General features: G+C 29.7%; 13 protein-coding genes and 1 pseudogene. 8 read left to right on the top strand and 6 right to left on the bottom strand.

Going from position 1 to position 14,367, the window contains the following annotated elements; translation table 11 throughout:
- Positions 1-17 precede the first annotated feature (17 nt).
- Genes gatB through gatC form a run of 3 tightly spaced genes read right to left on the bottom strand, consistent with a single transcriptional unit; the run spans position 18 to position 3,238 of the window.
- Positions 18-1,493: an Asp-tRNA(Asn)/Glu-tRNA(Gln) amidotransferase subunit GatB gene (gene gatB / locus ABXT65_RS02700; protein WP_415324012.1), complete on the bottom strand. Its 1,476-nt coding sequence runs from the start codon at positions 1,491-1,493 to the stop codon at positions 18-20.
- Positions 1,494-2,951: an Asp-tRNA(Asn)/Glu-tRNA(Gln) amidotransferase subunit GatA gene (gatA, locus tag ABXT65_RS02695; protein ID WP_415324011.1), complete on the bottom strand. Its 1,458-nt coding sequence runs from the start codon at positions 2,949-2,951 to the stop codon at positions 1,494-1,496.
- On the bottom strand, positions 2,951-3,238 hold the full coding sequence (gene gatC, locus ABXT65_RS02690; RefSeq protein WP_415324010.1) for an Asp-tRNA(Asn)/Glu-tRNA(Gln) amidotransferase subunit GatC: 288 nt from the start codon (positions 3,236-3,238) through the stop codon (positions 2,951-2,953). Before gatC ends, gatA begins: the two co-directional genes overlap by 1 nt.
- Positions 3,239-3,289: 51 nt before the next feature.
- Between gatC and ruvX the strand changes: the two genes are divergently transcribed.
- The 7 genes and pseudogenes from ruvX (at position 3,290) to ABXT65_RS02655 (ending at position 9,988) form a co-directional block, all read left to right on the top strand.
- Complete coding sequence (ruvX, locus tag ABXT65_RS02685) at positions 3,290-3,745, top strand: Holliday junction resolvase RuvX (protein ID WP_415324009.1); 456 nt, start codon at positions 3,290-3,292, stop codon at positions 3,743-3,745.
- 40 nt (positions 3,746-3,785) lie between these two features.
- Positions 3,786-4,727, top strand: a complete 942-nt coding sequence (locus ABXT65_RS02680) for an aspartate carbamoyltransferase catalytic subunit (RefSeq protein WP_415324008.1) — start codon at positions 3,786-3,788, stop codon at positions 4,725-4,727.
- On the top strand, positions 4,728-6,014 hold the full coding sequence (pyrC, locus tag ABXT65_RS02675) for a dihydroorotase (RefSeq protein WP_415324007.1): 1,287 nt from the start codon (positions 4,728-4,730) through the stop codon (positions 6,012-6,014).
- Positions 6,015-6,016: 2 nt separating this feature from the next.
- Complete coding sequence (gene plsY, locus ABXT65_RS02670; protein WP_415324006.1) at positions 6,017-6,592, top strand: glycerol-3-phosphate 1-O-acyltransferase PlsY; 576 nt, start codon at positions 6,017-6,019, stop codon at positions 6,590-6,592.
- A gap of 37 nt (positions 6,593-6,629) precedes the next feature.
- Positions 6,630-9,222, top strand: a pseudogene (topA, locus tag ABXT65_RS02665) (type I DNA topoisomerase).
- The gene (locus ABXT65_RS02660) at positions 9,219-9,524 is read left to right on the top strand and encodes a hypothetical protein (RefSeq protein WP_415324005.1); all 306 of its coding nucleotides are present in this window, start codon (positions 9,219-9,221) and stop codon (positions 9,522-9,524) included. Before topA ends, ABXT65_RS02660 begins: the two are co-directional and overlap by 4 nt.
- 2 nt (positions 9,525-9,526) lie before the next feature.
- Complete coding sequence (locus tag ABXT65_RS02655; RefSeq protein WP_415324004.1) at positions 9,527-9,988, top strand: RidA family protein; 462 nt, start codon at positions 9,527-9,529, stop codon at positions 9,986-9,988.
- On the opposite strand, the gene ABXT65_RS02650 is transcribed toward ABXT65_RS02655, so the two are convergent.
- A complete protein-coding gene (locus ABXT65_RS02650) occupies positions 9,985-11,283 on the bottom strand; it encodes a UDP-glucose dehydrogenase family protein (RefSeq protein WP_415324003.1) in 1,299 nt (432 codons plus the stop codon). The genes ABXT65_RS02655 and ABXT65_RS02650 overlap by 4 nt on opposite strands.
- Positions 11,280-12,095, bottom strand: coding sequence for a sugar phosphate nucleotidyltransferase (locus ABXT65_RS02645; protein ID WP_415324002.1), 816 nt, complete (start codon positions 12,093-12,095; stop codon positions 11,280-11,282). The genes ABXT65_RS02650 and ABXT65_RS02645 overlap by 4 nt, the downstream gene beginning before the upstream one ends.
- 4 nt (positions 12,096-12,099) lie before the next feature.
- On the opposite strand from ABXT65_RS02645, the gene panC reads away from it, so the two are divergent.
- Positions 12,100-12,966 carry a pantoate--beta-alanine ligase gene (gene panC / locus ABXT65_RS02640; RefSeq protein ID WP_415324001.1) on the top strand — a complete coding sequence of 289 codons (867 nt, stop codon included), beginning with the start codon at positions 12,100-12,102 and terminating at the stop codon, positions 12,964-12,966.
- Here the strand turns inward: panC and mgtE are convergent.
- Positions 12,963-14,336 carry a magnesium transporter gene (gene mgtE, locus ABXT65_RS02635; RefSeq protein ID WP_415324000.1) on the bottom strand — a complete coding sequence of 458 codons (1,374 nt, stop codon included), beginning with the start codon at positions 14,334-14,336 and terminating at the stop codon, positions 12,963-12,965. The genes panC and mgtE overlap by 4 nt on opposite strands.
- Between the last annotated feature and the right edge of the window lie 31 nt (positions 14,337-14,367).

Genomic DNA, 14,367 nt, shown 5'->3' with positions numbered 1-14,367 from the left:
TACCAATTTATATAATATTAAAGCTTTTTCTTTAATATTTCGTTTATTAATTGTGGGTTGGCTTTACCACTTGAAGCTTTCATTGCTTGACCTACAAAAAAACCAAATAGCTTTTCTTTACCATTCTTATATTCAATAGCTTTTTCCCTATTATCATTGATAATCTTATCAATTAAAGCTTCTAATGCTTTAGGATCACTTTCTTGCTTTAAACCTTTTTCTTCAACAATTATCTGAGGATCTATGTCTCCATCCATCATTAATTCAAATATTGTTTTGGCTATTTTTCCTGAAATTGTACCATTCTTAATTAAATTTATTAATTTTGCCAAATTTTTTGCACTTATTGGACTTTCAGATATTTCTAAATTTTTATTGTTTAAAACAGCAAATAATTCACCTGTAATCCAATTAACTGCTAACTTCATATCTTGGTTCTTACCCATCTTTGTAACTACTTCTTCAAAGTATTTTGCTGTTTCAATATCTGATACTAATATTGTTGCTTCGTAAGGAGATACTTTAAGTTGATCAATAAATCTTTTTTTCTTATCGTCTGGTAATTCTGGAATATCCTCTTTAAGTTTTTCTATAAAATCGTCAGTTACTTCTAATGGTAATAAATCTGGATCTGGAAAATATCTATAATCATGAGCATCTTCTTTTGACCTCATAGATCTTGTTTCATTTTTTTTAGTATCAAATAATCTTGTTTCTTGATCAATTGTTTTACCTTCTTCAATTAAATCAACTTGTCTATTAGCTTCATAATCAATAGCCATTTGCATAAATTTAATTGAGTTAACATTTTTAATCTCACAACGAGTTCCAAGTTTATCAGAACCTTTAATTCTAACAGAAATATTCACATCCGCTCTTAAAGAACCTTCCTGCATGTTTCCATCACACGTACCAAGATATCTCATAATGGATCTTAATTTTTTAACATAAGCACTAACTTCATCTGGAGTTCTCATGTCTGGTTTACTAACAATTTCCATCAAAGCTACACCAGATCTATTTAAATCAACCAATGTATTTTGTGGATCCATATCGTGAATACTTTTTCCAGCATCTTGTTCTAGGTGTAATCTTTCAATTCCTACTTCTTTTTGGCCATGTGCCATATCAAGAATAACTGTACCCTCTCCTACTATTGGATATTTAAATTGTGAAATCTGATAACCTTGTGGAAGGTCTGCGTAAAAATAATTTTTTCTATCAAAAACTGATCTTTTGTTAATTTGAGCTCTTAAACCTATACCTGTTTTAATTGCTTGTTTTACACAGTACTCATTAATAACTGGAAGCATTCCTGGAAATGCAGCATCAACTAAACTTACTTGCGTATTAGGTTCGGCACCAAAAGTAGTTGATGAAGATGAAAATAATTTTGAATTTGATGTAACTTGCGCATGAACTTCAAGGCCAATTACCACTTCGTAAACATTTTCTCGTCTTTCAATTAAATATTCTGAATTATCTTTGGTCATTTATTTAATCCACCAATCAGTAATTTTATTTTTAAACTGGATTTTCTCTTCCATAGCATAAGCAATGTTTAAAATATTTTGTTCATCAAATGCTTTACCTATAATTTGCAGTCCTAATGGATAGCCTTTGTCATCTACTCCAGCAGGTATAGAAATAGCTGGTAATCCAGCTAAATTTACTGGAACTGTAAATATATCATTTAAATACATGGAAACTGGATCGTTAGTTTTCTCACCAATTTTGAATGCAGCGCTAGGAGTTGATGGAGTTAAAATTGCATCAACTTTTATATAAGCTTCGTCAAAATCATTTTTAATTAGTTTTCTAACTTTTTGAGCCTTTAGATAGTATGCATCATAATAACCAGATGATAAAACATACGTACCAATCATTATTCTTCTTTGAACCTCAGCACCAAAACCTTCCGATCTAGTCTTTTCATACATGTCAATTAAGTTTTCACCTTTAGATCTAAATCCATACTTAACACCATCGTATCTTGCTAGGTTTGAAGAGGCCTCAGCTGGTGCAACAATATAATAAGTTGGTAAAGCGTAATTAGTATGAGGTAATGAAATTTCAACAATTTCTGCACCACAATCTTTTGCGTATTCAATTCCTTTTGTCCATAAATCTTCAATTTCTTTTGGCATTCCATCAACCCTATATTCTTTAGGAATTCCAATTTTCTTACCTTTAATATTATTCGTTAATTCTTTACTGTATTCATTTCTTTTAAAATCAATTGATGTTGAATCTTTTTCATCATAAGTACTGATAATTTCTTGAAGTAGCGCGCAATCTTTTACATCTTTAGACATGGGTCCCGCTTGATCTAATGATGACGCAAAAGCAACAATTCCATATCTTGAACAACTTCCATAAGTTGGCTTCAACCCCACTGTACCTGTAAATGAAGCAGGTTGTCTTATAGATCCACCAGTATCAGTTCCAATTGTAATAGGCGTTAAATTAGCTGCTAGAGCCGATGCAGATCCTCCTGAAGACCCTCCAGGTACCAAACCTTTATCTATTGGGCTTTGAACATTTCCATAATAACTAGTTTCATTAGAAGAGCCCATTGCAAACTCATCACAATTTAATTTTCCAAGTAAAATTGCCCCTTCATTCCAAATATTTTGAGTAACAGTGGACTCGTATGGTGGAATAAAATTATTTAAAATTTTACTACCTGCTGTAGTTTTTACACCATTAGTGCAAAATAAATCTTTAACTGCCATTGGAACGCCCGGAAGTTTTAAATCAAAGTTGGGTTTTTGATCAAAGCTTTTTGCTTTCAAAAGTGCGTTAGAAAAATCTTCTGTAATGTAAGCGTTTAAGTCTCTAGATTTTTCCCCACGTTCAATAAATGCTTTAGTCGTCTCTTCAGAGGAAATTTTTTTATCTTTAATATTTTTAACTAATTCAGTTAAAGTGAGTGAGGTAATATCAGACATTACTCAACCACCCTTGGAACCACAAAAAAATCTTCATTTTCATCTGGTGAATTTTTTAATATTTTATCTTTAATATTTTTACTTTTAACTTCATCAACTCTTAATTTTAATGTTGTCTCAGCAACAGAAGTTAAAGGTTCCACATTATCAGTATTAAGCTCATTCAATTTTTCAATAAAATCAAATATAGAGTTGAGATCTCCAGCTAATTTATCGGCCTTAGCATCATCAACTGAGATTCTTGATAATTTAGATATGTGCTTTATTGTTTTAAGATCAATTGTCATGTGGTAATTAAATATGTCGGCAAACTATCACTTAAGTATAAAATATACAATATGATCACAATTGAGGATTTTAAAATAAAACACCCAAATAAAGTAAGATTTATTGGTTTAGACTTAGGGTCAAAAAGAATTGGTGTCTCTATTTGTGATGAAAGACAATCTATAGCCACACCTTTTAAAACCATAAATAAAACAAACACAAATGAACTAATTGATGAGCTTAAAATAATTATTGAGGAAAATAATATTGGTGGGATAATTGTTGGAAACCCAGTAAATATGGATGGGACTATGGGCAGATCAGCCCAATCCGTTAACGATGTCGCATCAAACATTTCTAAAAATATAGATCTACCAGTGATTTTGTGGGACGAGAGACTTTCAACTGTTGCTGCTTTTAACCTCTCTAGTTTATTAGATATTAATGTATCTAAAAGAGTTAAAACTATTGATCAAAATGCTGCAGCCTTTATTTTACAAGGTGCAATAGACTTTTTAAACAATTAACTTGCCATAGTGATGGTTAATAGTTATAGAGTTAATTTTAATGGCAACCAAAACAAATAAAGCTATTAAAATCTCTCAAAAACACCTCTTAGGTATTCAAGATCTATCCATTAATGATGTTAATCTAATTTTAGATGAATCTAAGACATTTATTAAACTTAACCAAAGTAAAAATAAAAAACTAAATGTTTTGAATGGAAAAACTCAAATTAATTTATTTTTTGAACCCTCAACTAGAACTCAAAGTTCATTTGAACTAGCAGGAAAAAGATTAGGTGCAGATGTAATGTCCATGAATATGTCAAACTCTGCAATTAAAAAAGGTGAAACACTTATTGATACAGCGATGACTTTGAATGCCATGCATCCAGATATTATTGTTATCCGCCATCAAGATTCTGGAGCATGCAATCTTTTATCTCAAAAAGTAAATTGTGCAGTGCTTAATGCGGGTGATGGAAGTCGTGAGCACCCTACTCAAGCTTTATTAGATGCTTTAACAATTATAAATCGTAAAGGAAAGATTGAAGGTTTAAGAATAGCAATTTGTGGAGACATCACTCATTCACGTGTAGCAAGATCAAATATTTACTTATTAAACATGTTAGGTGCAGAAGTTAATATTATTGCTCCATCTAACTTAATGCCAAAGAAAATAGAAAAATTTGGTGTTAATACTTTTACTGATATGAAAAAAGGATTGAAAGACTGTGATATTGTAATGATGCTAAGATTACAAAATGAGAGAATGACTAGCTCATTTTTGTCATCAAATAGAGAGTATTATGAATACTACGGTCTTACACCAGACAAACTTTCTCATGCAAAAGAAGATGCATTAATCATGCATCCAGGTCCCATGAATAGAGGAATTGAAATAGATACTAAATTAGCAGATGACATTAATAGAAGTGTAATTAAAGAACAGGTGGAACTTGGTGTTGCAGTAAGAATGGCCTGTTTAAAAATATTCTGTGAATAAATGAAAAAACAATACTTTATAAACGCAAACATAATTGATCCCCATAACTCTATTAATGAAAATGGTGGATTAATTATAGATGAAAATGGTTTAATTGAAGCTATAGGAAAAAAGGTAAATACCAATAATATTCCTACAAGAGAAAAGGTAATAGATCTAAAGGGTAAGCATATATTTCCTGGCTTAGTAGATATGCGTGTTTTCGCAGGTGAACCTGGTTATGAATATAAAGAAAACTTTAGGACACTAAGTAATGCAGCTCTTGCAGGTGGAGTTACATCAGTTGTGACTATGCCTAATACTGATCCAATAATAGATAACGTTTCAATAGTAGACTTTTTAAAAAGACGTGGAAGAGATAAGTCTAAAATTAATGTTTTTCCAAGTGCTGCACTTACAAAAAATATTGAAGGTTTAAGTATGACTGAGTTTGGCTTACTTCAAAGTAGAGGAATAATCGCATTCACAGATGGCGTAAAAACCATTCAAAATACTAGGCTCATGTCCCGTATAATGAATTCATCAAAAGACTTAGGCACATTAATCATGCAGCACGCTGAAGATTATGATTTATCTAAAAATGGAATGATCAACTCTGGAATTATTGCAACAAAACTTGGTTTATCAGGAATACCAGCTGTTGCAGAGAGAATAATTATTGAAAGAGATTTAACATTACTAGAAAATATTAAGTGCAGATATCACATATCACAAATTTCAGCTGCAAAATCAGTTGAAATAATTAATGAAAGAAAGGATAAAGTTAGATTTACAACAGGTGTATCGATTAATAATCTTTCATTAAATGAGAATGATATTGGAGACTTTAGGACGTTCTTAAAATTATCACCACCACTAAGAACTGAAGAAGACAGAATAGCTCTAGTTCAAGGCTTAAAAGATGAAACAATAGATGTTATTGTGTCTGATCACAAACCAGAAGATGAGGAACAAAAAAGATTAACTTTTGCACAAGCTGCTACAGGTGCCTCTGGTATTGAAACTTTATTATCTCTTAGTTTAGAATTATATCATAATGGTTCTGTAAAATTAGAAACTATCATCAAAGCTTTAACTTCAAATCCTGCTAAAATATTGAAGATAAATAAAGGTAATCTTTCAGTTGCTAATGAAGCTGATTTTTGCATCATAGACATTGATAAACCATGGGTAGTTAAAAAAGATAAACTTGTCTCAAAATCTAAAAATACTTCAATTGAAGACAAAAAACTCCAAGGCAAAGTCACAAATACATTTGTAAAAGGTGAAGAATTATTTAAGTTATAGCAATGGAATATTTAATCATTTCATTAAGTTCATATTTATTAGGATCAATACCTTTCGGCTTTATACTTACAAAGGTATTTTTAAAAAAAGATATTAGAGATATAGGTTCTGGAAATATTGGAGCTACTAACGCTCTTAGAACAGGAAACAAATCATTAGGCTACGCTACCTTATTATTGGATATAACAAAGGCTATACTACCTGTTTTATATGTTAAATTTAATTACCCTGATTATATTTTTATTGCCTCACTGAGCGCCTTTTTAGGTCACGTGTTTCCTATATGGCTTAAGTTTAAAGGAGGTAAAGGAGTTGCATCATATGTTGGGATACTATTCTCAATAAACCTAATTTTGGGTTTAATATTTATTATTAGCTGGGCCGTTACATTTCTTGTTTCGAAATATTCATCTCTTTCATCACTTGTAGCTAGTTTGATGGTGCCAATTTATTTAATGATTTTTGAAAATTATAATTCAATATTTTTTATAATAATGTTTGTACTAATATTCTACACACACAGAGAAAACGTCAAACGCCTGAAAAATAAAGAAGAAACAAGGACTAAAATTTATTGATTTGACTATCAAAGGCTTTTAAGTAATTTGTTTAATAATGAATCTTGTAGTCGTAGAAAGTCCTGCTAAAGCAAAAACTATCAATAAATATTTAGGTGATGATTACATTGTTTTAGCAAGTTACGGCCATATTAGAGATCTTCCTTCAAAGAATGGTTCAGTTGATCCAGACAATAATTTTAAAATGGAATGGAAAGTTGATAGTTTTTCTAAAAAGTATCTTAAAGAAATTACAGATGCAGCTAAAATTTCATCTAAAATTATATTAGCCACTGACCCAGACCGTGAAGGAGAAGCAATTGCTTGGCATGTTAAAGAGTACTTAAATGAAAAAAAATTGATTAAAGATAAGCATGTAGAAAGAGTTGTCTTTAATGAAATTACAAAAAAAGCAGTAATTCATGGTATTGAAAACCCAAGACAAATCGAACCTTTATTGGTTGATGCTTATATGGCTAGAAGAGCACTAGACTACCTAGTTGGTTTTAACATCTCACCAATATTATGGACAAAATTACCAGGCTCTAAATCAGCAGGACGGGTTCAATCAGTTGCTTTAAAATTAATTACAGAACGAGAACATGAAATTGAGTTATTTAACCCAGAAGAATTTTGGACTTTAAGTATTCAATTTAATGATATAGAAAAAAGTTCTATAATAGCAAGCATCACTCAACTAAATAATAAAATAATTGAAAAATTTTCCTTTAGAAATAAAGCTAAAATTGATAAAGCAATAGACGAAGTAAACACTAAAAATTTTCTAATTACTGATATCTCAAGCAAAGTTGTGAACAGAAATCCTTCAGGACCGTTCACCACTTCAACGTTGCAGCAAGTCTCATCAGGAAGATTAGGATTTGGTGCATCACGTACAATGCAAATAGCTCAAAAGCTTTATCAGGGCATAGAAATAGATGGAGAAACTGTTGGTCTTATTACATATATGCGAACAGATGGTACCAACCTATCAGCCGACTCCATAGATACCTTCAGAAAATACATTAAGAGTGAGTTTGGTGAAGAATATCTTCCAGATAGTGTGGCTAGTTACTCTGGAAAAAAAGCTAAAAATGCTCAAGAAGCACATGAAGCAATTAGGCCAACTGATATTATGCGGGCACCAGGTACAGTAAAAAAATATCTAAGCACGGATCAACATAAATTATATGATTTGATTTGGAGTAGGGCTCTATCATCTCAAATGAAACCTGCTCAATTTGATAGAAATACTATTACAATAACATCTGATGATAATGGAACAATCTGTAAAGCTAGTGGCTCTGTTATTAAATTTGATGGATTCTTAAAGGTTATGAAGGATAATAAAAAAAATGATAATGAAAATATTCTTCCAAAAATGAAAAAAGGTCCAATTAATATTGAAGCATTATTAGATGAACAGCATTTTACACAACCACCACCAAGATATTCAGAAGCAAGTTTAGTTAAAAAATTAGAAGAATTAGGTATAGGAAGACCCTCAACATATGCAAGCATCATTTCAGTTATATCTACAAGGGGTTATGCTGAGGCCATAAATAAAAAATTTCACCCAACAGATAGAGGTAAATTGATATCTGCATTTCTTGAAAAGCTTTTTTCTAAATATGTAGATTATAATTTTACAGCAGAATTAGAAAATCAATTAGATGACATAACAACAGGCAAAGAAGGATGGATAAAAGTTCTTGAGATGTTTTGGAAAGATTTTAATCAAAATGTGTCTGACGTTAAAGAAAAGAGAACTAGAGAAATTTTAGATTTACTTAATGATAGTTTGGGTAGTTTAATTTTTGAAAGAGACAAAAATGGAAACATTAACAGACAATGTAAATTATGTGATGACGGCTCATTAAGTTTAAAAAATAGTTTCAGAGGTGGTGCATTTATAGGTTGCTCTAACTATCCAGATTGTAAATTTACAAGACCATTATCGAAAACTAAAGCTACTATCCAATCTCAACTTGTAGAACCAGAGTTAATTGGCCAACATGAAAATGGTAATGATATGTACCTTAAGAATGGACGGTTTGGCCCTTATATACAATATGAAAAAATTGAGGAAATTAAAGAAGAAGTGATTATTGAAACTAAAAAAAAAAAAGAAAACAAAAAAAAAGAATGTAGATAAAAAAGACAATAATTTGAGAAATGTATCAATACCAAAAGGGATAGCTTTAGACAGTGTTGATCTAGATAGAGCAAAATTTTTGTGCTCACTTCCAAAAAGTTTAGGAGTTAATCCTGAAAATCAGAAAGATATAATATTGAATTCAGGAAGATTTGGTCCTTACATAAAGTGTGAAAATAAATCAGCTAGAATTGAGAATGTTGAAGAGATTTTTTCCATTGGTCTAAATAGGGCAATAACCCTAATAGCTGAGGCTAAACCTGGGAGAATATCTGCATCAATTATTAAAGACCTAGGTGAACATCCTGAGGACAAAAAGCCAGTTAGAGTGATGAAGGGTCAGTATGGGCCATATATCAAGTATAAATCTCTTAATGCAACAATACCTGAAGAAAAGGACCCCTTAGAACTTAATATGGAGGAAGCTTTAATACTAATTGAGAAAAGAAAAGAATACGATAAAAACAAAAAACCTAAGAAAAAGAAAAAAAAATGAAAAAAATAATATTTATAATATTGGTAATGTTAAACTTAAATCCCACGAATGTTAAAGCTAAAAAAATAGATTGTACTCAATTTGATAAAATTAGTGCAAAATATTTAGAATGCTCTGCAAAAAATCTAAAAGAAAAATCTGGGGTACTTAAATTAAAAGTAACACTTGGAGCAGAAGAACTTAAGAAAAAGATAGCCACTAATACTAAAGATAGTAAAAAAAAATTTAATAACTCTAGCTTGAAAGAAAAACTTATTAAATTTAAGAATAGCAAAACATTAACTGAGTTTATGGAGAAATAAATATGACATATGAAAATAAGATTAAAGAATTAAACTTAGAATTACCAGAAGCGAGAGATCCAGTTGGCTCTTACGTTGCATCAAAGATCATTGGTAAAATGCTTTTTATATCAGGACAAATCTCAATAGCAGCAAATGGTGAGTTGATTAAAGGAAAAGTTGGAAAAGAATTAAAAACTGAAGATGGATATGAGGCTGCTAAAAGATGTGGTTTAAATATAATCTCTCAAGTTAAAAAAGCATGTAGTGATGATTTATCAAAAGTTAAATCTTGTATAAAATTAACTGGATTTGTTAATTCAGCAGAAGATTTTATAGAGCAACCTAAGGTAATAAATGGAGCATCTGATTTAATAATGTCGGTATTTGGTGATGCAGGAATGCACACAAGAGCAGCTGTAAGTGCTAATAGTTTACCCCTAGGTGTGTCTGTGGAAGTTGATGCTATCTTTGAATTAAATTAACGACCAATAGCAAAATATTTAATTTTCTGATCTTTCATTTTTTTGGGGGCATAAATATTTCTCATATCAAATATTCTAAACTTTTTATTTTGAACTATTTTTTTAAAATTTATTGATTTAAAATCATTCCATTCTGTATGGATTATTATTAAATCAGAGTTTTTGATTGCTGAATTAATATTTTTTGAAAAGTTAACATTTTTTTTGTTTTTAAATTCTTTTTTTTCACCAGTTGGATCAAAATAATTAATTAGCGCACCTTTTTTAATTAAAGAAGGTATCATGGTTAAGCAGGATGAATCTCTCATGTCATCTGTATTAGCTTTAAATGTTACACCTAAAAAACATATTTTTTTATTTTTAATCTTCCCTTTTAATATATCAAAAACTCGTTTTAATAGTAATGATGATCTGTTTTCATTGGACTTAATAACACTTTTAATAATAGATAAATTTGTTTTAAATTTATCTGCTGTGCTGGCTATAGCTTTAGTGTCTTTAGGGAAGCATGATCCACCATAAGCAGGGCCTGCTCTTAAAAAACGTCCTCCTATTCTTTTATCCAGCCCCATGCCAATGGAAATATCTTCAATATTAACATCTAATTTTTCACATAAATTTGCTAGTTCATTGATAAAAGTAATTTTTGTAGCTAAAAAAGCATTAGATGCATACTTTGTTAGTTCAGCAGCTCTTCTTGAGCAGTTAACATATTTTGCTCCTTTTGATATCAATGGAGAATAAAGGTTTTTTAAAACTGTATTTGATTTTTTATCATTCGTCCCTACTACAACTCTATCAGGGTAAGTGAAATCTCTTATGGCCTCACCTTCTCTTAGAAACTCAGGATTTGAAACTACAGAGAAAAGTTTTTTAGATACTTTATGTAAAATAATTTTTTCAATTTCGTCTCCAGTTGTTACAGGTACGGTTGATTTAGTAATAATAATTTTAAATTTAGAAATAGATGATCTAATTTCTTGAGCCACATTAAATATTTGACTTAAATCTGCACCATTACCATTTTTTTTAGTGGGTGTACCAACACAAATAAATATAATATCTGACTTAGAAATTGACTCCTTTAAATTTGTTGAAAATTTTAATCTATTATTTTTATAGTTTTTTAGAACAAGCTCTTCTAATCCTGGTTCGTATATTGGAATAATACCTTTTTTTAAATTTTCAATTTTTTTTATGTCACGATCCACACACACAACATCATTACCAATATCAGAGAAGCAAACTCCACTGACTAAACCAACATAACCAGTACCAATCATGCATATTTTCATTTTTTAGCAATCTCCAAAGTCGAATTAATATAACCACTCATTGTTCCGCAGTCTAAATATTTACCAGAAAAATTATGACCTACAAAATCGTTATTATCGTTAATTAATAATTGTATGGCGTCAGTAATATGAATTTCCCCACCTTTGCTTGGTTTAAGCTTCGTCAATTTATTAAAAATTGTCTTTGGTAGTATATATCTTCCAATAACAGCATTGTTTGAAGGCGCCTGTTTAATAGATGGTTTTTCTATTACACTTTTAATAATAAAATTCTTATTATCAATTCTATTTTTAACACTGTAAATTCCCCATCTTGAAACATCTTTTTTATTTACCTTCATACTAGCCATAACAGAAGATTTGAACTTTTGATGAATATGGATCATTGATTTCGAACAATTTTTTTTAATTATTAGATCATCTGGTAATAGCATTAAAAAATATTTATCTTTTATAAATTTTTTAGTTTTAAGAACAGCGTCACCTGTTCCAAGTGGTTTATCTTGAAAAACAAATTTAATCATTTTTTTATATTTTAAAATCTTATTGTACTCTGCGATGATACGTGGGTCTTTCTTACGTCTAATAATGTCTTTATAAAATTTATCATTATAAAAATATTTCTTAATCATTATTTTTTTTTTTGAAATAATAAAAATAACTTCTTTAATTCCAGCATCTATACATTCATCAAGTATATACTCTATGCCTGGCTTACCGTTTATAGGTAGGAGTTCTTTAGCAAAGACACTTGTTAATGGAAGCAGTCTAGTTCCAAGTCCCGCCAAAGGAATTATAGCTTGTTTAATCATTTAAATGTTTTACTTATTAATCATATTATTACAAATGAAATTAATAAGACAAATAACTGATTTAAATAAGGCAATTCACAAAGAAAATGATTTAGGTTTCGTTCCCACAATGGGTGGTCTTCACAAAGGTCATGAATTTTTAATTAAAGTATCTCAAAAAATCTGCAAAAAAACGCTGGTTAGTATTTTTGTTAATCCCACTCAATTTAACAATAAAGACGACTATAAAACTTACCCTAGAGACTTAAGTAAAGACCTAAAAATCCTTAAAAAATTAAAAGTTGATTTTGTTTATTTACCAACAGTAAATCAAATCTATAAAAATAAAAGATTACCTCGAATTACCTTAAAAAAATCACAAAAGATTTTATGTGCAAGATCCAGGAAAGGTCACTTTGAAGGTGTACTTGATGTTTTAAACCGTTTTGTAAAATTGATATCTCCAAAGATGATATTCATGGGTGAAAAAGACTTTCAACAATATTTTTTAGTTAAAAATTTTATTTCACAAAATTATAAGATTAAAGTTTATCCATGCAAAACAATCAGAGATAAAAATGGTATGGCATTGTCTTCAAGAAATATATTATTAAATAGAACTAATCTTAAAACCGCAGGTTTAATTGCTAATAAATTATTAAAGTTAAAATTTTCGCTACTAAAAAAAAATAGCCTAAATAATGTTAACGCAAAAAAATCCAAAAAATTAATTCAAAAGTCAAAAAAAATGTTAATTAATAAATTTAATATTAAAATTGAATACTTGGAATGCAGAAATTTAATGACCTTAACTACAAATACAAAAAACAAACCATTTAAGCTTTTTATAGCTTATTATTTGAATAATGTGAGATTGATAGATAACTTTTAAAGAAAGTAAGCGCTAACACCCAGGAATGACACAAAACCAATAACATCTGTGATAGTTGTCACAAATACACTCGATGCAATAGCAGGATCAATATTCATTTTTTTTAAAGTTATTGGAACAAGAATTCCAAATAATCCAGCCACTATCATTGTGACAATCATCGACATAGATATAATCATTGAAAGTAAGGAATCTTGAAACCAGATTTGCACTACAAGTGCACTAATTATTGCAAAAATGATACCATTTAAAATTCCTATATTAAATTCTTTTAAAATATTTTGTGAAAAATTATTTTTAGTTAAATCATTTGTTGCTAAGGTTCTAACAGTAACGGCCAAAGTTTGCATACCTGCATTCCCACCCATAGAAGCAACTATTGGCATTAAAAATGCCAGAACAACCATCTGCTCTATTGTTGCACCGAATAAACTAATAACCCAAGTTGCAAGAAATGCTGTAAAAAGATTTAATAAAAGCCAGTTAAATCTTCTTTTAGTCTTTTTAAAAACACCATCTGTAATTTCTTCGTCACCTACCCCAGCTAATCTTAAGGCATCTTCTTCTGCCTCTTCTTTTAAAACGGTTAAAACGTCATCATACATAATCATACCTACTAACTTGTTAGTTTTATCTACTACAGCAGCAGAATTTAAATTATAATTCTCAAAGACATTACCAACTTCTTCTTTGTCCATATCCACAGGTATAAGTAATTGAGACTCAGACATAATGGATAGCATTTTTGTATCTCTAGAAGTTGTTAAAACTTTAGATGATGGCACTGTGCCGATAGGTTTAAAATCTTCATCAACAATAAAAATTTCTAAAAATTCTTCAGGCAAATCTTTATTTTCACGCAAATAATCAATTGTTTGTCCTACTGACCAATTACTTGGAGTGGCAGTAAATTCACGTTGCATTATTCTTGCAGCTGTATCTTCCGGATAACTTAAACTTTCAAGTAAAGCAAAACGATCTTTTGGTGGCAATGAGCTTAAAATATCATTTTTATCTTTTTCATCTACATTTTCTAAAATCGCAATTGCATCGTCTGACTCAAGATTTTTTAAAAGTTTAACAATTGAATCTGATGAGAGATAAGCAATAATTTCAGATTGAACAGATTCATTAAGTTCAATAAAAACTTCAGGATCTATATTAAAATTATTAAGCTTTATTAAACTTTCTCTATCATTTTGACCAAGATGCTCAATAATATCAGCTGCATCAGCTGGATGCATTTCATTAAATGAATTTGTAATAAATTGAGCGTCGTTATTAGCAATTTTATTAGTAACAACTTTTAAATATTCTTTATTAAACTCAAAATTAACTTTTTTATCTTTTATTTTTTTTATTAAAGACATAAATTTACCTATAAATCAATTTTGCACTCTT

The organism is Candidatus Pelagibacter sp. Uisw_127, assembly GCF_047722515.1.
In the GTDB taxonomy this organism is placed as follows: domain Bacteria; phylum Pseudomonadota; class Alphaproteobacteria; order Pelagibacterales; family Pelagibacteraceae; genus Pelagibacter.
Note: the sequence above shows the minus strand (reverse complement) of the source record. Positions and strands in the feature narration are given on the sequence as shown.

What these genes read in the sequence shown, in the direction of transcription:
- plsY (WP_415324006.1), top strand. Translation starts at nt 6,017, where the DNA reads ATGGAATATTTAATCATTTCATTAAGTTCATATTTATTAGGATCAATA.
- mgtE (WP_415324000.1), bottom strand. Translation starts at nt 14,336, where the DNA reads ATGTCTTTAATAAAAAAAATAAAAGATAAAAAAGTTAATTTTGAGTTT.
- ABXT65_RS02655 (WP_415324004.1), top strand. Translation starts at nt 9,527, where the DNA reads ATGACATATGAAAATAAGATTAAAGAATTAAACTTAGAATTACCAGAA.
- ruvX (WP_415324009.1), top strand. Translation starts at nt 3,290, where the DNA reads ATGATCACAATTGAGGATTTTAAAATAAAACACCCAAATAAAGTAAGA.
- panC (WP_415324001.1), top strand. Translation starts at nt 12,100, where the DNA reads ATGTTTTACTTATTAATCATATTATTACAAATGAAATTAATAAGACAA.
- ABXT65_RS02680 (WP_415324008.1), top strand. Translation starts at nt 3,786, where the DNA reads ATGGCAACCAAAACAAATAAAGCTATTAAAATCTCTCAAAAACACCTC.
- ABXT65_RS02660 (WP_415324005.1), top strand. Translation starts at nt 9,219, where the DNA reads ATGAAAAAAATAATATTTATAATATTGGTAATGTTAAACTTAAATCCC.
- gatC (WP_415324010.1), bottom strand. Translation starts at nt 3,238, where the DNA reads ATGACAATTGATCTTAAAACAATAAAGCACATATCTAAATTATCAAGA.
- ABXT65_RS02650 (WP_415324003.1), bottom strand. Translation starts at nt 11,283, where the DNA reads ATGAAAATATGCATGATTGGTACTGGTTATGTTGGTTTAGTCAGTGGA.
- gatA (WP_415324011.1), bottom strand. Translation starts at nt 2,951, where the DNA reads ATGTCTGATATTACCTCACTCACTTTAACTGAATTAGTTAAAAATATT.
- ABXT65_RS02645 (WP_415324002.1), bottom strand. Translation starts at nt 12,095, where the DNA reads ATGATTAAACAAGCTATAATTCCTTTGGCGGGACTTGGAACTAGACTG.
- pyrC (WP_415324007.1), top strand. Translation starts at nt 4,728, where the DNA reads ATGAAAAAACAATACTTTATAAACGCAAACATAATTGATCCCCATAAC.
- gatB (WP_415324012.1), bottom strand. Translation starts at nt 1,493, where the DNA reads ATGACCAAAGATAATTCAGAATATTTAATTGAAAGACGAGAAAATGTT.